The following is a 20,778-nucleotide window of genomic DNA, read 5'->3' on the forward strand; positions in this document are numbered from 1 at the left end:
TCCAGTCTAGCTTCCTTCCACACACACACACGAACATCAAACATGGCTAAAGAAACCTTCGAACGCACGAAACCTCACGTGAACGTGGGCACCATCGGTCACATTGACCATGGCAAGACCACGACGACCACTGCTATCCTCAAGGTGCAATCCGACAAGGGTCTGGCAGAGTTCAAGTCCTATGCAGACATTGCTAAGGGCGGAACGGTCCGCGACGAAACCAAGACAGTTACCATCGCTGTAGCGCACGTTGAGTACGAAACCGCGAATCGTCACTACGCACACGTTGACTGCCCTGGGCACGCTGACTTCGTTAAGAACATGATCACGGGCGCCGCTCAAATGGACGGTGCGATCCTCGTGGTTTCCGCCGCTGACGGCCCCATGCCGCAGACTCGCGAGCACATCCTGCTTGCTCGTCAGGTGAACGTTCCGAACATTGTTGTGTGGTTGAACAAGGTTGACCTCCTCGACGACGAAGAACTCCTTGAGCTCGTCGAAATGGAAGTCCGCGACCTCCTTTCCAAGTACCAGTATGACGGTGACAACATCACCATCGTTCGTGGTTCCGCTACCGCAGCTCTTGACGGCAAGCCCGAAGGCGTTGAAGCAATTGGCAACCTGATGGACGCCATCGACGCTGACATCGACGAGCCAGAGCGCGACATCGACAAGCCTTTCCTCATGTCGGTTGAGGACGTGTTCTCCATCACCGGTCGTGGCACCGTTGCTACCGGTCGTATCGAGCGCGGCATCATCAAGGTCGGTGAAGAAGTTGAGATCGTTGGTCTGACCGACACTCAAAAGACCACTGTTACCGGTGTTGAAATGTTCCGCAAGCTTCTCGACCAAGGTCAAGCTGGTGACAACGTAGGTCTCCTCCTCCGTGGTATCGACAAGGACAAGATTGAGCGTGGCCAAGTTATTGCTAAGCCCGGTTCGATCAAGCCGCACAGCAAGGCAGAAGCCGAAATCTACGTCCTGACCAAGGACGAAGGCGGCCGCCACACTCCGTTCTTCAAGGGTTACCGCCCGCAGTTCTTCTTCGGCACCGCCGACGTGACTGGTGTGGTCAATCTGCCAGAAGGCGTTGAGATGGTTATGCCTGGTGACAACCTTACCATCAATCTTGAGCTCGGTAAGTCCGTCGCTATGGAAGAAGGCAAGCGCTTCGCGATCCGCGAAGGTGGCCGCACCATTGGCGCTGGTCGTATCACCAAGATTACCCAGTAGGTATTGACATTTCCCAACCTTCGCCGGAAGCCCAGAATCGGGCTTCCGGCTTGGTTGTTTTAAAATCAGATTCCATTATTTTAGTAGGGCGATAGTTCAATTGGTAGAGCAGCGGTCTCCAAAACCGCAAGTTGGGGGTTCGACTCCCTCTCGCCCTGCCACTTTCCAGCAAGTGTGGAAGTGCAGATGTTCTGAGGTGCGGAAGCTTTCGCGTCTCGCAATCAATCTAAACTCTACACTCCCCCCCACCGACACACATCCACACCATTCAAAATGGCCAACCCATTTGCCAAAGTCCGTCTGTTTTACAGCGAAACGCTGCTCGAGCTCAAAAAGTCCCAATGGCCGAACGCCAAGGAACTGCGCGAGCTGACGGCTGTAGTGTGCGTGGGTATTGTTATTATTGGCGCATTCATTGCCTTGGCGGACTTTGCGCTTTATAATTTCGTTGCGCTGTTCACCAAGTTGGTGGGTTAAGCCCCCCCCCTTTATTTTTATTTTCCAACCGGTCCTTGATTCATGCCTAGCCCTATTCAGTTGAGCGAACTCCAGTGGTATGCCGTCCAAACGCTTTCCAATCAGGAAGCGAAGGTTAAGCGTTACCTAGACAAGTTCATCGAAATTGAAGAGATGGGCGAATTTGTGAAAGAGGTGCTGATGCCGACCGAGACCGTTACCGAGGTCAAGTCGGGCAAAAAATACACGAAGCAGCGCAAGCTTTACCCAGGCTACGTCTTCATCCACATGCGGGTGTATGACGAAATGGGCAAGGTTCTGCAGAAGCCGTGGTATTTCGTCCGCGGCGTGCAGGGCATCATTGGTTTCATTGGCGGTGACAATCCCACCCCCCTCAAGCAGGAAGAAATCAACCGCATCCTTGATCAGATCAAATTGGCTGAAGGCCATGAAAAGCCCAAGGTCGAATACGAAGTCGGCGAAGAAGTCAAAATCACCGACGGACCCTTTCTCAATCTCACGGGCCGCATCGACGAGGTCGATCCGGAGCGTGGCAAACTCAAAGTTTCCGTATCCATCTTTGGCCGCTTTACGCCGGTCGAGCTGGAATACTGGCAAGTCGAACGAGCGGAAGAGTCCTAAGCGGCGACCACTCTGGTTACCGCAACAGGCATTCGCTAATACCGCATAATATACAATGGCTAAGAAAAAAGTAGTAGGTCAAATCAGACTGCAGCTGCCCGCCGGCGCCGCCAATCCCGCACCGCCAGTCGGTCCGGCTCTGGGTGCGCATGGCGTGAACATCATGGGCTTCTGTAAGGAATACAATGCGAAGACGAAGGACCAGGCCGGCCTCATCCTGCCGGTGGTTATCACGGTTTATGCAGACCGTTCCTTCACCTTCATCCTCAAGAGCCCGCCTGCTGCGGTTCTCCTGAAGAAGGCTGCTGGCATCGCCAGTGGTTCCGGCGTGCCGAACAAAAACAAGGTCGGCAAGGTAACCAAGAAGCAAATTCTTGAAATTGTCGAAACCAAGAAAAACGACCTCAACGCGTCCAATCCGGAACACGCTGCCCGCATGATCGAAGGCACCGCTCGTTCCATGGGCATCGAAGTGGTTGAAGGCTAATTAAGGAGATAACACCCATGTCAAAATTATCCAAACGCATGGCCGCAGCGCGTGAAGGCGTTGATCTCACCAAGGCCTACACTCTCGACGAAGCTGTTGACGCCCTCAACAAGTTTCCGACCGCCAAGTTCGACGAAACCATCGAAGTTTACGCCCACCTCGGCGTTGACCCCCGCCAGACCACGCAAATGGTTCGCGGCACGGTCGCTCTGCCGCACGGTAGTGGTAAAAAAGTAGTGGTCGCCGTCTTCACCGAAAACCCCGATGAAGCCAAGGCTGCCGGCGCTGAATTCGCTGGCCTCGACGACCTGATCGAAAAGGTCCAGGGCGGTTGGCTCGACTTCGACGTCGCAGTCGCCACACCTGGCGCCATGAAGGAAGTGCGCAAGGTTGCGCGCGTTCTTGGCCCGCGCGGCATGATGCCAAACCCGAAGACCGGAACGGTTGGTGACGATGTTGCCAAGATCGTTCAGGAAGTGAAGGCTGGCCGTGTCGAATACAAGATGGACAAGACTGCGAATGTCGCCGTCGTCGTTGGCAAGCGTTCTTTCTCCAAGGAGCAAATCCTGGACAACGCGAAGACCGTGATCGACAGCCTCGCCAAGTCGAAGCCTGAAACCTTCAAGGGCGGTGTGTTCTTGAAGAGCCTCACCATCAGCTCAACCATGAGCCCGGGCGTCAAGATCGACGTCAAGGCTGCCCAAAATAACTAAGGAGGCGCCGAACCATGAGACCAGAAAAGCAATACCTAGTTAAGGAAGTTTCCGACTATCTCTCCAAGAGCGAGTACGTTTTCCTGACCGACTTCAACCGCCTGACCGTGGCGGAAACCGCTGAACTGCGTGGCCAACTCGCCGCCCAGAATGCAGAGTTCCATGTCGTCAAGAACAGCATCCTGAACAATGCCATCAAGGAGCGTGAGATGCCGAGCGTCGAAGACGTTCTGGAAGGCCCGACCGCGATCGTCGTGGGCGGCCCGAATCCCTCCGAAGTGGCCAAGGTTCTGATCAAGTTCTTCAAGGACAAGGAAAAGGTCGAAGTCAAGAAGGGCCTGCTCGGCGACAAAGCGCTGACCAAGGACGAAGTCGAAGCCCTCTCGAAGCTCCCGAGCCTCGACGAGCTTCGCGCGACGCTCCTCAGCCTGCTCAACACGCCGGCCTCGCAGACCGTCCGCGTCCTTATCGCTGGCCCACAAGGCCTGCTCAACGTGCTCCAAGCCAAGGTCGACAAAGACGGCGGCGCCGAGTAATCCACATCACTTTTACCCAAGGGTAGAAACAAAACTAACATCCAAAGAACCGTTCAGGGGGATACGTCCCTTAAATCGCCTTTCGGCGACCTGTCATTCAAGGAAATATCATGTCAGACATCACTAAAGATCAAGTTATCGAATGGCTGAGCAATCAGTCCGTTCTCGAAGTTGCCGGTCTCGTTAAGGACCTCGAAGAGAAGTGGGGCGTTAGCGCTGCTGCTCCCGTTGCTGTTGCTGCCGCTGGCGGCGCTGCTGCGCCGGCCGAGGCTGCTGAAGAGAAGGACGAGTTCGACGTTATCCTGAAGGCCGCTGGCGCCAACAAGATCGCCGCCATTAAGGCTGTTCGCGAAATCACCGGTCTTGGCCTCAAGGAAGCCAAGGAAATGGTTGAAGGCGCACCGAAGGCCATCAAGGAAGGCGTTTCGAAGGACGAAGCTGCTGAGCTCGAAAAGAAGCTCAAGGACGCTGGCGCCGAAGTCGAAGTCAAGTAACTCAATTACGCATTTCAGGAAGCAGAAATTTGTTTCAAGCATCCTTTATTACCGCAGGCAAGCGGGCTCGCCAAAAGGCGGGTCCGCTGTCGGCGTTTTCTAGCTCTAGGTGACAACGCTCGCCGACAGGGCGTTGGAAATTCGCTCCAGCGCTTTGTCGGCGGCCGTTTCAACCGCAACCAATCAGGTTAACCGAACAACACCAGTCCCATCAGAAGCACCATGGCAGATCGCATCAATTTCGGGAAGCTGAAGGAGGTCATTGCTCCGCCCAATCTCATTGAGAACCAGATTAACTCCTATGCGGAGTTTCTTCAGCTCGACACGCCTCCGTCGCAGCGCAAGGCAATCGGCCTCGAAGCCGTATTCCGCGAAGTCTTCCCCATTGAAAGTTACGACGAGGAGTCGACCCTCGAGTACGTCTCTTACAATGCAACCCTCTCGAAAATGTCCGAGATGGAGTGCATCCGCGAGGGCGTAACCTACTCGGTGTCCCTCTACGTGAAGCTCCGCCTCCGTGAAAACGAAGGCATGGTCAAGGACGAGGAAATCTACATGGGCGAGCTGCCCATGTGCACTGAGCGCGGCTCTTTCATCATCAATGGCGCTGAGCGCGTTGTCGTTTCTCAGTTGCACCGCTCGCCGGGCATCTGCTTTGAGGACAGCACACACACCAGTGGCAAGACGCTGCACGCTTTCCGCATCATCCCGGACCGCGGCACCTGGATCGAAACGCAGTTCGACCAGAACGACCTGCTTTACGTCTACCTCGACCGCCGTCGCCGTCGCCGCAAGTTCCTCATCACGACCTTGCTCCGCGCCCTCGGTTACAGCACCGACTTCGACATCCTGAAGCTCTTCTACGAGATCAGCGACCTGAAGATTTCCACCGCGATGGACATGGACAACGTGTCCAACCTCGTCCTCGTGGAAGACATCGTCGACGCTGAGCGCGGTGTGGTTCTGGCCCGCTCTTTTGAGCCGCTGACCAAGACGATTATCCGCTCCTTCGAAACCGCTGGCCTCGAGTCGGTAAAGGTGATCGACACCACCGTCGACGACGGTGCGATCATCCGCTCCCTCAAGAAGGACCCGACCCGCAACGACGAAGAAGCGCTGCGTGACATTTACAAGCGCCTCCGCCCCGGTGAGCCGCCGACAGTCGCCAACGCCAAGGCCCTCCTGAAGCGTTTGTTCCAGGACCCGAAGCGCTACGACCTCGGCCGCGTTGGTCGCTACAAGATCAATCAGAAGCTTCACCTGAAGACGGACCTCGAAGTCCGCACCGTGACGGTTGAAGACATCGTCGAAGCCACCCGCTACCTCTGCAAGCTGAAGCAGGGTGAGGGCACCATCGACGACATCGACCACCTCGGTTCACGTCGCGTCCGCACCGTCGGCGAGCTTTTGGCTAACCAGTGCCGCATTGGCCTGGCCCGCACCGAGCGCCTCGTTAAGGAGCGCATGACCCTTTATGATCAGAGCGTCGACACGATCACGCCGCAAAAGCTGATCAACCCGAAGGCTCTGTCCACCGTGATCCGCGACTTCTTTGCTCGCAGCCAGCTGTCGCAGTTCATGGACCAGATCAACCCGCTTGCCGAGCTCACCCACAAGCGCCGTCTTTCGGCTCTTGGGCCCGGTGGTTTGAACCGTGAGCGCGCTGGCTTCGAAGTTCGTGACGTTCACAACTCTCACTACGGTCGTATCTGCCCGATTGAGACGCCGGAAGGTCCGAACATCGGTCTGATCAACTCGCTTTCGACCTACGCCCGCATCAACGAGTTTGGCTTCATCGAGACGCCTTACCGCGTGGTGAAGGATGGCAAGGTTTCCGACGAAGTCGTTTACGTGACCGCCGACGAAGAAGAAGGCAGCGTTATCGCGCAGGCCAACTCGATCGTTGATGAGAACACCGGCGAATTCAAGGGCCGCGTGACTGTCCGCAAACTGGACGAAGTTTACGAAGCCGACCCGCTGGAAGTGAATTACATGGACGTGTCGCCGAAGCAGCTGGTTTCGGTCGCTGCGGGCATGATTCCGTTCCTCGAGCATGACGACGCTAACCGCGCGCTCATGGGCTCTAACATGCAACGCCAAGGTGTGCCGCTGCTCCGCACGGAAGCTGCATTCGTCGGCACCGGTGTGGAAGAGCGTGTCGCGATTGACTCCGGCACCGTGGCAGTGGCTGCGGTGGACGGCATCGTCGCCTCCGTGGACGCCAACCGCATCATCGTGACTGAAGACGGCGAAATGCCGACTGGCCGCACCCTCAAGACCGACGCCAAGAAGGGCGTTTACGTCTACGAGCTGCGGAAGTTCCTTCGCTCCAACGCCGCCACCTGCTTCACCCAAAAGCCGATCGTGGCCAAGGGACAGCCGGTCAAGGCTGGCCAAGTCATCGCTGACGGCGCATCGACTGAAGACGGCGAAATCGCCGTTGGTCGCAACGTGCTCGTGGCTTACATGCCTTGGAATGGTTACAACTTCGAAGACGCGATCATCATCTCCGAAAAGCTCATCAAGGACGACGTCTTTACCTCGATCCACATTGAAGAGTTCGAAGTGACCGCCCGCGACACGAAGCTCGGCCCGGAAGAAATTACCCGTGACATCCCGAACGTAGGCGATGAAGCCCTGAAGAACCTCAACCGCGACGGCGTTATCCGCGTCGGCGCCGAGGTGAAGCCTGGTGACATCCTTGTCGGTAAGATCACGCCGAAGTCCGAAACTGAACTTGCTCCGGAAGAAAAACTCCTCCGTGCGATCTTCGGTGAAAAGGCTGCGGACGTTAAGGACACTTCGCTGATCGTTCCCTCCGGCTGTAATGGCATCGTGATGGACGTCAAGGTCTCCAGCCGCGCCGACCGCGAACGCGAAAAGCTTTCGCCGTCTGACCGCCGCCGCCAGACCAAGAAGATCACCGAAGAATACCGCGCGCAGACCGACAAGCTTCGTGAAGACCTCACCGAAGCGCTGTCGAACATCCTGCTGGGTGAAAAAATTCCGCTCGACGTGACCAACGGCGATACCGGCGAAGTCATCATCCCGGCCAATCGCAAAATCACGAAGACCCTCCTGCGCAAGCTCGCCCAGGTTTCCAAGAGCATCTCGATCGATCCGAGCCCGGTTCGCATCAAGATCATGGAAATCGTCGAGAACTACCAGCGCAAGTTCGACGAGATGGAGGACGAGAAGGGCCGCAAGATCGAAGGCATCGAATCCGGCGCCCTCGACGAGTCCGGCGCGATCAAGAACGTCAAGGTCTACATCGCCGCCAAGCGCAAGATTCAGGTGGGTGACAAGATGGCTGGTCGTCACGGTAACAAGGGCGTTATCGCCAAGGTTGTTCCCGAGGAAGACATGCCGTTCCTGCCCAATGGCGAGCCGATCCAAATCATCCTCAATCCGCTGGGCGTTCCCAGCCGAATGAACGTTGGTCAGATCTTGGAGTGTCACTTGGGCTGGGCCTGTAAGGTCCTTGGCCTCAAGGTTGCGACTCCGGTCTTCGACGGCATTGGTGAAGCAGTTCGCCCCGGCTTTAATCCAGACACCGACGAACCGAAAACGGTTCGTGAGTTCCTGCTCAAGGCCGGTCTCCCCGAGTCCGGTAAGAGCAAGCTCTATGACGGCCGCACCGGCGACGCCTTCGACCAGGAGGTCGTGGTCGGCTACACGCACATGCTTAAGCTTAACCACCTCGTCGCGGACAAGATTCACGCCCGCGCAGTTGGCCCCTACAGTCTCATTACCCAGCAGCCGCTCGGTGGTAAGGCCCAATACGGTGGTCAGCGTTTCGGGGAAATGGAAGTTTGGGCGCTCGAAGCATACGGCGCGGCTTACACCCTGCAGGAACTCCTGACGGTGAAGTCCGACGACGTGGCAGGCCGCACCAAGATCTACGAGCAGCTCGTCAAGGGCGACAACACGCTGCACGCCGGAACGCCTCAGTCGTTCAACGTGCTCGTTAAGGAAATGCAGTCACTCTGCCTCGACGTCCGTCTGGGCAGCGACGACTCGCTGGAATTTAAAACGCAAGCAGGTTAGGGGAATGCTGAATTATGAAGGATGAATGATGAAAACCAGCAGAACGCAGTTTCGTAATTCACCAGCTTTCATAATTCAGAATTCATAATTCATAATTCTTCCGGAGGAAATAAATGAGCACGCAAGAAGCACGCGAAGCACTTGGATTCGACCAAGACCAGTCTTTTGACTCGGTCGGCATTACCGTCGCCAGCGCGGACACGATCCGCTCCTGGTCGCGCGGGGAAGTAAAGAACCCCGAAACCATCAATTACCGCACATTCAAGCCCGAGCCGGGCGGTTTGTTCTGCCAACGCATTTTCGGTCCAGTTCGCGACTACGAATGCGCCTGCGGCAAGTACAAGCGCATCAAGTTCAAGGGCGTCATCTGTGACCGTTGCGGCGTCGAAGTGACCGTTGCCCGCGTTCGTCGTGAGCGCATGGGCCACATCGAGCTCGCCGTTCCGGTCAGCCACATCTGGTTCCTCAAGTCGATGCCCAGCCGCCTCGGTCTGCTCCTCGACATGACCGCGCGCAGCCTCGAACGGGTCATCTACTATGAGAACTACATGGTGGTCGATCCGGGCAAGACGCCGATGGAGCCCAAGCAGCTCCTGACTGAGCAAGAATACATCCAGGCTCAGGACGAATACGGTGAAGACGCATTCGTGGCCAAGATGGGCGCGGAAGCGCTCCGCGACAGCCTGGCCCAACTCGAGCTCGAGATTGAAATCGGCACTCTGCACGAGCAAATGCACAGCACCCGCTCGAAGCAGATCAAGAAGAAGCTGGCGAAGCGCCTCAAGGTGATCCAGGGCTTCATCGACAGCGGCACCCGTCCCGAGTGGATGGTGCTCGACGTCCTGCCCGTCATCCCGCCGGACCTTCGCCCGCTCGTTCCGCTTGAAGGCGGCCGCTTTGCGACCTCCGACTTGAACGACCTTTACCGCCGCGTCATCAACCGCAACAACCGTCTCAAGAACCTGTTGCAACTGAAGACTCCGGACGTCATTATCCACAACGAAAAGCGCATGCTTCAGGAAGCTGTGGACGCGCTCTTCGACAATGGTCGTCACGGCCGCGCAGTCACCGGCGCTGGCAACCGCCCCCTCAAGTCCCTCAGTGACATGCTCAAGGGCAAGCAGGGCCGCTTCCGCCAGAACTTGCTCGGTAAGCGCGTGGACTACTCCGGTCGTTCCGTTATCGTCATCGGTCCAGAACTGAAGCTCAACGAGTGCGGTCTTCCCAAGAAGATGGCCCTCGTGCTCTTCGAGCCGTTCATCATCCGTCGTCTGAAGGAGCTGGGCTTTGTCCACACCGTTCGTGGCGCTCGCAAGATGATCGAAAAGAAGTCGCCGGAAGTTTGGGACATTCTGGAAGAAGTGACCAAGGGACACCCGGTCATGCTCAACCGCGCGCCGACGCTGCACCGCCTCTCGATCCAGGCTTTCGAGCCGAAGCTGATCGAAGGTAACGCGATTCGTTTGCACCCGCTCGTCTGCACCGCTTACAACGCGGACTTCGACGGTGACCAAATGGCCGTGCACGTTCCGCTGTCCGTGGAAGCTGTCATGGAAGCCAAGCTGCTCATGCTGGCCACGCACAACATCTTCTCGCCGTCTTCCGGTAAGCCGATTCTGACTCCGTCGCAGGACGTTGTTCTCGGTTCTTACTACACCACGGCTGACCCGAAGGTGAAGCCCGCCAAGGGCGAGCGCGTGCCGCTGATCGCTACCCGCGACGAAGTGATCCTGGCCGAGTCCACTCGCGCAGACTTCAATCTGCACACTTGGGTTGATTTCGTGAACCCGGATTACGGCAAGCCCGGCACCATTTACGGTAACCACGAAAAGAAGATCATCCGCACCACCGTTGGCCGCATTCTCTTTGCGGAAATCTGGCCGGAGAAGATTGGTTTCGTGAACTTCGCCGTCACCAAGAAGAAGCTCGGTGACCTGATCATGAACTCTTACAAGACCGCGGGTAAGCGCGACGTCGTGCCCGTGCTCGACGCGCTCAAGACCATCGGCTTTAAGATGGCGACCCGCGCCGGCATCTCCGTCGGTATCGGTGACATGATCATCCCCGAAGACAAGAAGGACATCATCGCCGAAGCCCGTAAGAAGATCGACGAAGTTGAAGGCCAATACTCGAAGGGTATCATCACCACAGGTGAGCGCTACAACAAGATCATCGACATCTGGACTGGCGCGACCGATCAGATTGCGAACTCCGTATTCCGCGAACTGAACGACAACCAGGGCCGCCCGGAAATTAATCCGGTTTACCTGATGATGGACTCCGGCGCCCGTGGTAACAAGCAGCAGGTTCGCCAGCTGTGCGGAACCCGTGGTCTGATGGCCAAGCCGTCCGGTGACATTATTGAACGCCCGATTCTGTCTTCCTTCCGCGAAGGTCTGTCCGTTCTGGAATACTTCCTTTCGACGCACGGCGCTCGTAAGGGTCTGGCCGACACCGCGCTTAAGACTGCGGACGCTGGTTACCTGACCCGTAAGCTTTGCGACGTCGCCATGGACTGCGTCATCACTGAAGCTGACGACGGCAACCGTGACGGCATCTGGAAGCACGCCATTTACGAAGGTGACGACGAGATCGTTCCTCTGGAAGACCGTATCACCGGTCGTTGCCCGAGCGAAGACGTCCGCAATCCGCTGGAGCCTGACGAAATCATCACCAAGAATGGTGAGATCATCACCGAGCAGATGGCTAAGAAGATCGTCGATGTTGGCATCGAGCGCATCAAGGTCATGTCGCCGCTGACGCACATGCGTAAGAACGGCATCCCGGCGCTTTCTTATGGCCTCGACCCGGCAACGGGCGACATGGTCAAGCCCGGTTCCGCTGTCGGCATCATCGCTGCGCAGTCCATTGGTGAGCCTGGCACGCAGCTGACCATGCGTACCTTCCACATTGGTGGTATTGCCACTGGTTCGATGAAGAATCCGGAAATCAAGGTCCGCAACTCTGGTCGTGTCCGTTACTCGGGCCTCCGCCTGGTGCAGACCGTTGATGGCGCGAACATCGTGCTCAACAAAACCGGTATGGTTCAGATCCTGGATGAAGACGACCGCGTGATGGAAGATTATAACATCGTGACTGGTTCGGTGCTGACCGTTCAGGACGGTGGCGACATCGAAAAGGGCAGCGTTCTGGCTATGTGGGACCCGCATAACATTCCAATTCTCTCGGAAAAGGCAGGTAACATCGGCTTTAAGGACATGATCCCCGGGGTTACGATCAAGCGCGAGCTTGACGCTTCCACCGGTCGTATTGCCACCGTGGTCATCGAGCACAAGGAAGACTTGAACCCGCAGGTTGAAATCCGTGACGACGCCGGCAAGGTTCTTGCGACCTATGCAATTCCGGTGGGCGCGCAGGTTTCCGTCTCCGATGGCGACACCATCGCCCCGGGCGCCCTGCTGGCCAAGACTCCGCGTTCGGCGTCCAAGACGCAGGACATTACCGGTGGTCTGCCGCGTGTTGCTGAGCTCTTCGAAGCCCGTCGCCCGAAGGACGCCACTGAAATGGCGAAGATCGACGGTGTGGTTTCGTTCGGCGGCGCAGTCCGCTCGAAGAAGAAGCTGATCGTGACCAATGAGGAAACCGGCGAGCAGGAAGAGCACCTGATCCCGCACGGCAAGCACATCATCGTGCACGCCGGCGACGTGGTTCACAAGGGCCAGCACCTGACCGAAGGTTCCGCCGATCCGCACGAAATCCTCGACATCCTTGGGCCGAATACCGTTCAGGAATACCTCCTGTCCGAGATTCAAAAGGTCTATCGTATGCAGGGTGTGCCGATTAACGACAAGCACATCGAGCTCATCATTGCTCGCATGCTCCGCAAGGTGCGCATCACTGATCCGGGTGACAGCGATTACTTCTGGGGTGAGCAGATCGACAAGAGTGACTTCCTCAACGAGAACGAGCGCATCGCAGAAGCTGGTGGTAAGCCAGCCGAAGGTGAGCCGATCCTGTTGGGCATCACCAAGGCGTCGCTCGAGACCGAGTCGTTCATCTCTGCGGCTTCCTTCCAGGAAACCACTCGCGTGCTGACCGATGCGTCGACCCTCGGCAAGAAGGACCGCCTGACCGGCTTCAAGGAAAACGTGATCATGGGTCACCTCATCCCTGCTGGCACCGGCCTGCCGAAGTATCGCCGCCTCACCGTCAACGCCCTGGGCGCTCCGGTTGAGAACAACCCGATGGTTGAGCGCGATTACTCCCTGAGCGACGACGAGACCAGCGAATCGACCTTCACGCCGCAAGTCGGCTAAGTTGGTCGCTAGCGATCCAAGACTTTACACGGCGCTTCCGTTTTTCGGGAGCGCCGTTTTTTTGTGGTTAGTTGCTAGAGCACTTTTCATCTAGATTGGCCGAGTCAGGTGGAGTAGAGATTGGATGCAGCGCAAGGCGGCTTTGATTGAGCGGGCTGTAAGCCCGTGATTGAAATGCCAACGCCGCGAACTTCCAATCTGGCCCCAAGCCCAAAACCGAGTGCTTTTCCGCGCCAGCGTTGTTGGCTTTTCGCTCACAGGCTTCCAGCCTGCGACGCTCAAGCCGCCTTGCTGAACACGAAAAATCACTGCGGCCTGATCGGCCAATCTAGATGAAAAGTGCTCTAGAGATAACATGAAGTTGTCAGTTGGGGAGGATAGTTGTGCTTTATTAAATATAATGAAACTACGAAGCTTTTCGTTGACAAATGTACGAAGTTGTTCGTATATGTCTGTATGAAATCGAAATTACCGCGACCAACTGAATCGGAACTGGATATCTTGAAGGTCCTTTGGGCGCATGGCCCGCTGACGGTGCGTGAGGTGCATGAGTGCTTGGCAACGCAAACGGGCTACACAACGGTTCTCAAGCTCATGCAGATCATGGCCGAGAAAGCGCTAGTCGTACGAGATGAAAGTCAGCGGGCGCATGTTTATACAGCGGCCATTGATGAGGGGGAAACCAAGCAGCAGGCAGTGCAATCTTTGGCGGGAAAACTTTTTGGGGGCAGCGGCCTGAAGCTTGCCATGCAGGCATTAGGACAAGGCAAGGCTTCACCGGAAGAGTTGGCGGAGATGCGCCGATTGATCGACGCCATGGAGCAGAAACCGCAAAAGCGTAAACGCTAAGGAGGCAGCGAAATGGATACCCTGGACTACTTGCTCTCTCTGCCGGTGATGCAGCGTGTTGGCTGGGCGCTCTTGCACTTCGTGTGGCAAGGTGCGTTGATTGGTTTGCTGGCAGGTTTGTTATACCGGTTGCCCATTGCGCGCCATGCATCGACTAGTTATGCTATTAGTGTTGGGGCGCTCGTGCTTTGCGCGGTGGCGCCCGTAGCGACGTTTTTTGTGGTGGAGCCGGTTGGAGTTACGAGAGCTGAAGCAGCTCCGTTAGCGGCGATTGAGAACATTGAGGCGCCTGCGATTGCATTTGCAGAAGCACGGGCAGTGCCGGCCGCGACGGACATCGGCATTCCGAAGGCTAGCGCGTTGATTGTGGAAAATCCGACCGAGCCTGGTTGGCGGGAAACATGGGCTCAACTGGCGGCGCCATACGTTCCCTGGCTGGTGGTCGGTTGGTTTCCCATTGCTGTTCTATTGAGTTTGCGGCTGACCATTGGTTGGCGCCTGACCCGCCTGTGGGTGCGTAAAGGGAAACCGATTTCTCTGCCCGTCGATTTTGAAACGCTGAAGTTGCGCATGGGCGTCACGGTCGCAGTGCGTGTTCTGGAAAGCGCCTACGCCAAAGCGCCGATGGTGGTGGGCGCCCTGAAGCCGGTGATTTTGATACCGATCGGATTCCTCACCATGCTCACGCCGGAGCAGGTGGAGGCGATCTTGTTGCACGAATTGGCCCATGTGAGACGACGAGATTATATCGTTAATTTTATCCAATCCTATGTTGCTTCCGTTTTGTTCTACCACCCGGTGGTGTGGTGGCTGAATAGCAAGGCTGTAGCGACGCGAGAACTTTGCTGTGACGCGATGAGCGCCGAGGAATTCGCGGATAACGCCCAGTACGCGCAAGCGCTGGCCTCGTTGGAGTTTTGGCGCCAGAACCCGCCATCGTTGGCCACGGCGGCCACGGATGGTTCTTTGCTCCAACGCATACGCGCTCTGGCTGGACAGTCGACTTTGGAGGGGCCTAATGTGCGGGCGATTGCGAGCTTAGCTGCGGTGTTCTCGTTGTCGCTGGGGATTTCTTTGGCGGTCTATTCCAGTGAGCTGAGCGCCGAAACCGACGTCTTTGTGCGGCACCGACAGGCGCCACCCTCGGGCACGGTGGTGGATGCATCTGGCAACCCGGTGGAGGGCGCCCAGGTCTGGCTTTATCATTTGAAGTATTTTCATGGATTGGAAAATGGCGTCGTTGATTCCGTGCAGACTGATGCGGAGGGTCGCTTTGAGTTTTCGGATGAGCTACTGTTCAACGCCTGGCAATCGGACCCCGAGCGTGAACGCTATTACGTGGTGGCGGAAGCAGAAGGACTGGCGATTGATTTGCGGGCAATCGAGCCCACGACTGCCACGCAGGATATACAACTCGAATTGACCGCGCCCGAGCTACGCACGGTGTTGGTGCAGGACAAGGATGGCCAACCGGTGGCGGGGGCTGATGTCTGGGTGCATTCAATTTCGACCAATGGCCATGGTGCGTTTTTCCAGCCGGCCTTTGGCGTGATGCGGGCGGAGACGGATGCCGCTGGCAAGGTGGAGTTTCAACAACTGCCGAAAGGATCGGTGGTCTTTGCCGCAGAGAAAGCAGGTCTCTCGCCCAACTGGTCGGGTTGTGGCTCGGGCAAGGATAATCCCTCGACGGTGTGCCTGCGCCCAGGCGCATCGGTAAGCGGAGTTGTCAGGATGCCCGATGGGCAGCCAGCGGCGGGGATCCTGGTCTATGCGACGCCAAACTGGCCGCTGTTGGATTACACTTTTGCACGCACGGACGCGCAGGGGAGATACGAACTTACCGGGCTCTACGGCAAGGGAGACGCCTGGAATGACGGTGGCGGCACGGGCAGCTTTACCATGGGGGTAGACGATCCGGTTTTGGATGCGCCGTCTCAGGAGGTGCAACTGGATTCCGGGCAAACGATCAACGGCATTAACTTTGTGGTGCAAAGTGGAACGCCGGTTCAAGGCGTGATCTTGGACCCAGTGAGTCTGGAGCCATTGGCTGGGATCACTATCCATGTGCAGCATGCAGGAGGGAAGCTGAATTTACTTTCGGAAGATGATGGCGCCTTTCACTTCCGAGCGCCATCGGGCGAGGTTTATATCTCTGTTTGGAGCCCAACTAAGCGCGAGTACTATGTAGATGGGGCAAATAACGATGCCCGCCCACATTTCTTTCGATTTGAGCTTCATCAAGCTAGTCGAGATATTAAAATCTACGCCCCGAGTGAGGTGAAGCCGATGGTTGTCGCCCAGGGTCGGGTGCTGCTGCCCGACGGCGCGCCAGCAGCAAATGCGGAAGTGATTTTCCGGCTTAACCAATTGCGCGGTCAAATCGTTAGCGATACGATGAGGACGTCGACGCTTTCCGCTTCGAAAACCAATGACGCGGGAGAGTACTTCTGTAAAGAATATCCATTGGAGCTGGCTTTACAGGCGGTAGTGCGCAAGGGCAGTTTTGCTAAGGTGATCGATATGCCAGCTATCCAGGTAGATGGCGCGGCGTTACCCGACATCCAGCTTGAGCCCGCACTCAAACGAACCATTAAAATCGTGGATATTGCTGGGCAGCCATTGAAAGGCGTAGAGATCGACTACGGACCGCAGGTTAGCAATGGATCACTCACCAGTGCCGTTTCTGTGCCGCCTGTTAGTCGTAGCCTGCAGCATCGTCTGAAGACGGATGAGCAGGGAATGCTGGAGCTTCGTCCATGCATTCCGGGTTATCCGATGGACTTCTGGCTGGCGGACGCCGCTCCCTCCTGGAAGCGCGTGTTGCCAACCCTGCTGGAGGGAGATGAAGCATTGGTCTACACCTTGAGCGATCGCTTATGGGTTCAGTTTACTGATCCCGAAGGCGAGGCCGTGCAGGTTAGGCAACTGGCGACGACCGCGAGTGGGTTGGTCGGTCAAAACGAGTATGCCTATGTTCCGCTGACGACCGATGGCCTGAGCGTGGAGCAGGTGCAGGCGGGTTGGCGTAGCATCGCCAAGGAGAAGGTCATGTTCTATGGCCCAGGCGCCCGGTGTGATTGGTGGGCTGAACTCGAAGATGGTGTGCAGACTCCCGTGAAGGGCGTCTTCCCCGAGTTCTCGAATACGCTACAGCTCGTTGCAGAGCACATTGAGCAGACGGAAGGCTTGCCGCTGCCTGACGCGTGTGGTGTGGATGACATCGCGCTGTATATCTGTGATGCCGATGGCAATCCCGTTGCTGGCGCCAAGGTGATTAATGACCCGTATCGTGATCGCGATTCTGTTTCCGGCGAGTCCGATGCCGACGGTTGGTGCATCTTGCCCGGTGCGCGGAATTTGCGTATTTTCTACATCGAGATAACGCATCCGGATTATGCTCCGCAGTGGATTTCCCTCGTGCCTGAAGGTCAGGCAGCGCCGATCACGCTTCATCAGCAAACGCGTTTGCGGGGGCAGATGGAAGGGCCTGACGGGGAGCCGACCGGCAAGGTGAGTTTTCGCTTTGAAGCCAGGCGCCCTTGGCGGGACTCCCGTGGCGAGCCATGCGAGATGGAAGACATCTTTTATGATGTCGAAAGCGACGAAAACGGCGCCTATGATTTCATGATTTCGCCCGGGCGCTATCGTCTGGTAGCGGAGAGCGAGCGCGGCTACAGCCAGGTCATTTATTCGTTCGAAGTCAAGGAGGGTGTGGCGATGGCGTTACCCGGTCAGATGTCAACGGGCGCGCAGGTTGTCTTCAAGTTGCGTGATAGTATCACAGGTGAACCGGTCGTGGGCTTTCCAATTTATGTAAGCAAATCGATTGGTCCTTTCCATGGGGGCATTCGCGATGACAGTCAGCGCATTACGGACGAAAATGGCGAGGCGGTTTGGAATTCCCTGCCAATACGGCAAACCCGTTTTCCCATCGCTTCATTTGTTGCCCGGAAAAATGGATGCGAATACACGCGCTGGTGGTCAGAGCAACATGCTTTTTCTGGCGAACAGCATGCGAAGTTTGGTACGATGCCCCCCGCTGGCGCGGACGGCACCTTCGACATGGTGATGGACCTTCAGGAGGGGCTGAATGAGTTCAACATCACCGCCGAGCGCGGCATTCGTGTTTCCGGAACGGTGGAGTTGCCGGAGGAAGTCCCGGAAGGCTCAATCACGGCGACGATTGCGCCTGTGCGCAACCGGCGCAGCAGCTTTTCGGGAGACTCCCGCGCCAACGCTCAGGTAGATCGTGAAACGGGCGAGTTTGCCGCCTTTCTGCCTGCGGGTAATGGCGTAGCCTATCGTCTATGTGTTTATCACAAGATCTACAGTAACTCAGAAGAGCGGCGGACGTTGCCCGCGGCAATCAGTGCGCCGTTTGAGTCTAAGGCGGGCGATTCATTCACCTTTGACTTGTCGATGCTTGGCGGCGGCTACGTGAAAGGGCGTGTATTGGACGCCGAGGGGCAACCTGCTTCCAACATCACAGTGCGTGCGATACCGCTGGACCATGCCGGAGGGATTTACGAGGAGCCCAAAATCACGACACTGAGCAATGGCGAGTTTCAAATGGGCCCGATTCGGGAGGCCGAATATACGATCATTACCGAGCGCAGCTATCAGTGGAAGACCGAGCCGGATGCAGCGGCTCATGCGGCGGTGGTAAGCCGCGAGTTGACTGACTTGGGGATTATCCAGGAGAAAACTCCCTGAGGGGGATCGATGGTAGGGGGGCTGTCCACGGCAATTTTTCTGAAAATTGCCTAGTCATTACCGTTCAACCTTCTAGGCTAGGTGTTATTCATCTCTTAACTATCATACTACCGTGAGCGACTTACCCTTACCCAACTCGGACGCCCAAGACGAACTGCAGGACTTTTTCTCGCAAGAAGAATTCCTGGCTTTCTTCAATTTCTACCAGCCGGCCCCCGGTGGTAAGCGTACGCTGGAAGGCCTCTGCAAAGTGGCGCGCCCACAACTGGGCTCCCAGAGCGCCCGCGTCAACTACCTGTGCCTCACCTTCATCGTCGACACGCCGACCGAGGCATTGGAGAAGGTCGCCGAGGCTACCCTCGACAAGCTGAAGGTGTCGTCGTTCAAGATGCAGTTGCCTGCGCTTCAGTCGATTACGTCTGTGCCCGCCAGCATGCGCCGCAGCGAAAACCACGTTCACCAGATGGATTTGATTTTCAGCAGGGACTTCAAACTTGATCCGCGTGAAGTCATACCGGTCATCCTCTTTACTTTCCGCAACACGACGGGCCTCAAAACCGAGTCCCCGCAGTGGTGGGACGAAGAAGCGCTCAAGGCGCCTCCCCCCAGTGACACAGAAAAAGCCAACTGGGGCAACCGAATCAAGGCGTTGTGGAGCGCCATCGGGAAATAAGGAAGGCTGAATGATGAAGCGCGAATGACGAAAGGCGCTTGCCTAAGCATTTGTCATTCTGGATTCCACATTCATCATTTTTTCAAGATGATCGCACCGCGAGAAGCATTCGAGCAGGGGGGCGACAGCAAACCGCTGTTTGCGCCTGGTGACTTGGTGAAACACCGCCGCTACGGTTATCGCGGGGTGGTGGTGCATCGCGATGCTTCGTGCCAGGCCTCGGAGGACTGGTACCAGAAGAACCAAACCCAGCCAGACCGTGAGCAGCCCTGGTATTATGTGCTCGTTGACGAAAGCGACCAGACGACCTATGCCGCACAAAGTAGCCTCGAGCAGGACGACGACGGTTCCTGCATCATGCACCCTTGGGTGAACCTCTACTTTAGCGGCTTCGACGGGGGCAAGTATCAGCGGAATGACAAACCTTGGGACCCCGTCGAAGACGATTAAAGCACTCGGTTCGATCCTTGCCCAGATTGGAAGTTCGCGATGTTGGCATTTCAATCACGGGCTTTCAGGCCGTTTCGATTGGGCTACGAACGGATGAAATTCAGCAGATCCTCGTTCAACTCGTCTTTGCTGGTGTCACCCAGTGCATGAGAGCCACCCGGATAGACTTTAAGCGTCGCATCGGGCACGAGTTTGGCGGAGAGCAGCGCAGAGTTGCCGATAGGCACGATCTGATCGTCATCGCCGTGGAGAATGAGCGTCGGTTTATCGATCTTTTTCAGGTCTTCGGTGAAGTCGGTTTCCGAAAACGCCTTGATGCAGTCGTAGGCGTTTTTATGTCCGCCCATCATGCCTTGCGTCCACCACGACTGGATTAGACCCTGCGATACTTTGGCGCCCGGTCGGTTAAATCCGTAGAACGGACCGCTGGCGACATCGAGGTAGAATTGCGCTCGATCGGCGAGATAGGCTTGCCGGAAACCGTCGAACACCTCCAGTGGCAAGCCGTCGGGATAAGCTTCGGTTTGGACCATGATTGGCGGCACCGCGCCAACCAGCACCACCTTTGCGACGCGGCTTGTGCCATGGCGTCCGAGATAGCGAGCAACTTCGCCGCCTCCGGTGGAATGCCCGATCATGACTGCGTCTTCGAGGTCGAGCTTGTTGATCAATTCGGCCAGATCGTCGGCGTATTGATCCATGTGATTGCCCTCCCAGGGCTGGTCGGAACGTCCGTGTCCTCGCCGATCATGCGCGATCACGCGATAGCCGTGCGATGCCAGGAAAAACATTTGAGACTCCCAAGCATCGGCAGTTAATGGCCAGCCGTGGCTGAACACGACTGGTTGTCCCTGGCCCCAATCTTTGTAGTAGATTTGGGTGCCATCAGATACGGTAAACTTGCTCATATATACTCCTAAATAAGTTCAAAAGCAGCGGTTTGTGGGGGACGCCGGTCCAATCAAGAACCGCGGTTGGTCTGGAGATGAATCCGTTGCTGACCGGTTGGATAAATGCATTTGGCGTGCCCGAAAGTCAACCGCAAGGCCTATTTTGTGCGCCGTTGGCAACATTTCAGCAACGACAGCCGCCCGCAGGCCAAGTATTCAATGCCAGGTTCTGTTCGAACAGGTGGAGCCCGGTGTCCCTACCGGGCTTGGTATTGCCTCTCCGTCAACCCGCTGGATGAAACAAGCCCGGTAGGGACA

Annotated in this window: 15 protein-coding genes and 1 tRNA gene; 15 read left to right on the forward strand and 1 reads right to left on the reverse strand. The window is 56.7% G+C overall.

Annotated elements, in window-relative coordinates; genetic code table 11:
- Positions 1 to 42 precede the first annotated feature (42 nt).
- The 14 genes from tuf (at position 43) to hspQ (ending at position 19,570) form a co-directional block, all read left to right on the forward strand.
- Entirely contained in the window at positions 43 to 1,233 is a 1,191-nt protein-coding gene (gene tuf / locus RBB63_RS20225; RefSeq protein WP_309386993.1) for an elongation factor Tu, read from the forward strand.
- An 85-nt stretch (positions 1,234 to 1,318) separates the two neighbouring features.
- Positions 1,319 to 1,394 (forward strand) — tRNA-Trp (locus tag RBB63_RS20230).
- Between the two features lie 112 nt (positions 1,395 to 1,506).
- A complete protein-coding gene (secE, locus tag RBB63_RS20235; RefSeq protein ID WP_309386994.1) occupies positions 1,507 to 1,710 on the forward strand; it encodes a preprotein translocase subunit SecE in 204 nt (67 codons plus the stop codon).
- A gap of 42 nt (positions 1,711 to 1,752) precedes the next feature.
- A complete protein-coding gene (gene nusG / locus RBB63_RS20240; protein WP_309386995.1) occupies positions 1,753 to 2,331 on the forward strand; it encodes a transcription termination/antitermination protein NusG in 579 nt (192 codons plus the stop codon).
- Between the two features lie 55 nt (positions 2,332 to 2,386).
- Entirely contained in the window at positions 2,387 to 2,818 is a 432-nt protein-coding gene (gene rplK, locus RBB63_RS20245; protein WP_309386996.1) for a 50S ribosomal protein L11, read from the forward strand.
- 17 nt (positions 2,819 to 2,835) lie between these two features.
- Complete coding sequence (gene rplA / locus RBB63_RS20250) at positions 2,836 to 3,531, forward strand: 50S ribosomal protein L1 (RefSeq protein ID WP_309386998.1); 696 nt, start codon at positions 2,836 to 2,838, stop codon at positions 3,529 to 3,531.
- 14 nt (positions 3,532 to 3,545) lie between these two features.
- Entirely contained in the window at positions 3,546 to 4,067 is a 522-nt protein-coding gene (rplJ, locus tag RBB63_RS20255; protein WP_309387000.1) for a 50S ribosomal protein L10, read from the forward strand.
- 110 nt (positions 4,068 to 4,177) lie between these two features.
- Positions 4,178 to 4,561 carry a 50S ribosomal protein L7/L12 gene (gene rplL, locus RBB63_RS20260; protein WP_309387001.1) on the forward strand — a complete coding sequence of 128 codons (384 nt, stop codon included), beginning with the start codon at positions 4,178 to 4,180 and terminating at the stop codon, positions 4,559 to 4,561.
- A 222-nt stretch (positions 4,562 to 4,783) separates the two neighbouring features.
- Positions 4,784 to 8,608, forward strand: coding sequence for a DNA-directed RNA polymerase subunit beta (rpoB, locus tag RBB63_RS20265; protein WP_309387003.1), 3,825 nt, complete (start codon positions 4,784 to 4,786; stop codon positions 8,606 to 8,608).
- Between the two features lie 113 nt (positions 8,609 to 8,721).
- The gene (rpoC, locus tag RBB63_RS20270; RefSeq protein ID WP_309387004.1) at positions 8,722 to 12,885 is read left to right on the forward strand and encodes a DNA-directed RNA polymerase subunit beta'; all 4,164 of its coding nucleotides are present in this window, start codon (positions 8,722 to 8,724) and stop codon (positions 12,883 to 12,885) included.
- 456 nt (positions 12,886 to 13,341) lie between these two features.
- Positions 13,342 to 13,734, forward strand: a complete 393-nt coding sequence (locus tag RBB63_RS20275) for a BlaI/MecI/CopY family transcriptional regulator (protein WP_309387005.1) — start codon at positions 13,342 to 13,344, stop codon at positions 13,732 to 13,734.
- 12 nt (positions 13,735 to 13,746) lie between these two features.
- The gene (locus tag RBB63_RS20280) at positions 13,747 to 18,447 is read left to right on the forward strand and encodes a M56 family metallopeptidase (RefSeq protein ID WP_309387006.1); all 4,701 of its coding nucleotides are present in this window, start codon (positions 13,747 to 13,749) and stop codon (positions 18,445 to 18,447) included.
- Positions 18,448 to 18,559: 112 nt separating this feature from the next.
- A complete protein-coding gene (locus tag RBB63_RS20285; RefSeq protein WP_309387008.1) occupies positions 18,560 to 19,120 on the forward strand; it encodes a hypothetical protein in 561 nt (186 codons plus the stop codon).
- An 87-nt stretch (positions 19,121 to 19,207) separates the two neighbouring features.
- Positions 19,208 to 19,570, forward strand: a complete 363-nt coding sequence (gene hspQ / locus RBB63_RS20290; protein WP_309387009.1) for a heat shock protein HspQ — start codon at positions 19,208 to 19,210, stop codon at positions 19,568 to 19,570.
- An 83-nt stretch (positions 19,571 to 19,653) separates the two neighbouring features.
- Here the strand turns inward: hspQ and RBB63_RS20295 are convergent, their stop codons facing one another.
- Positions 19,654 to 20,478, reverse strand: coding sequence for an alpha/beta fold hydrolase (locus RBB63_RS20295; protein ID WP_309387010.1), 825 nt, complete (start codon positions 20,476 to 20,478; stop codon positions 19,654 to 19,656).
- 105 nt (positions 20,479 to 20,583) lie between these two features.
- On the opposite strand from RBB63_RS20295, the gene RBB63_RS20300 reads away from it, so the two are divergent.
- On the forward strand, positions 20,584 to 20,778 hold a 195-nt coding region (locus RBB63_RS20300), incomplete at its 3' end, for a hypothetical protein (RefSeq protein WP_309387011.1).

Source organism: Cerasicoccus frondis, assembly GCA_031296915.1.
GTDB classification, from domain to species: Bacteria; Verrucomicrobiota; Verrucomicrobiia; order Opitutales; family Cerasicoccaceae; genus Cerasicoccus; species Cerasicoccus frondis.

Bases quoted from the DNA above. Each gene is read 5' to 3' on its own strand.
- rpoC (WP_309387004.1), top strand. From the start codon at position 8,722: ATGAGCACGCAAGAAGCACGCGAAGCACTTGGATTCGACCAAGACCAG.
- secE (WP_309386994.1), top strand. From the start codon at position 1,507: ATGGCCAACCCATTTGCCAAAGTCCGTCTGTTTTACAGCGAAACGCTG.
- RBB63_RS20295 (WP_309387010.1), bottom strand. From the start codon at position 20,478: ATGAGCAAGTTTACCGTATCTGATGGCACCCAAATCTACTACAAAGAT.
- RBB63_RS20275 (WP_309387005.1), top strand. From the start codon at position 13,342: ATGAAATCGAAATTACCGCGACCAACTGAATCGGAACTGGATATCTTG.
- rplL (WP_309387001.1), top strand. From the start codon at position 4,178: ATGTCAGACATCACTAAAGATCAAGTTATCGAATGGCTGAGCAATCAG.
- tuf (WP_309386993.1), top strand. From the start codon at position 43: ATGGCTAAAGAAACCTTCGAACGCACGAAACCTCACGTGAACGTGGGC.
- rplJ (WP_309387000.1), top strand. From the start codon at position 3,546: ATGAGACCAGAAAAGCAATACCTAGTTAAGGAAGTTTCCGACTATCTC.
- nusG (WP_309386995.1), top strand. From the start codon at position 1,753: ATGCCTAGCCCTATTCAGTTGAGCGAACTCCAGTGGTATGCCGTCCAA.
- rpoB (WP_309387003.1), top strand. From the start codon at position 4,784: ATGGCAGATCGCATCAATTTCGGGAAGCTGAAGGAGGTCATTGCTCCG.
- rplA (WP_309386998.1), top strand. From the start codon at position 2,836: ATGTCAAAATTATCCAAACGCATGGCCGCAGCGCGTGAAGGCGTTGAT.
- RBB63_RS20280 (WP_309387006.1), top strand. From the start codon at position 13,747: ATGGATACCCTGGACTACTTGCTCTCTCTGCCGGTGATGCAGCGTGTT.
- rplK (WP_309386996.1), top strand. From the start codon at position 2,387: ATGGCTAAGAAAAAAGTAGTAGGTCAAATCAGACTGCAGCTGCCCGCC.
- hspQ (WP_309387009.1), top strand. From the start codon at position 19,208: ATGATCGCACCGCGAGAAGCATTCGAGCAGGGGGGCGACAGCAAACCG.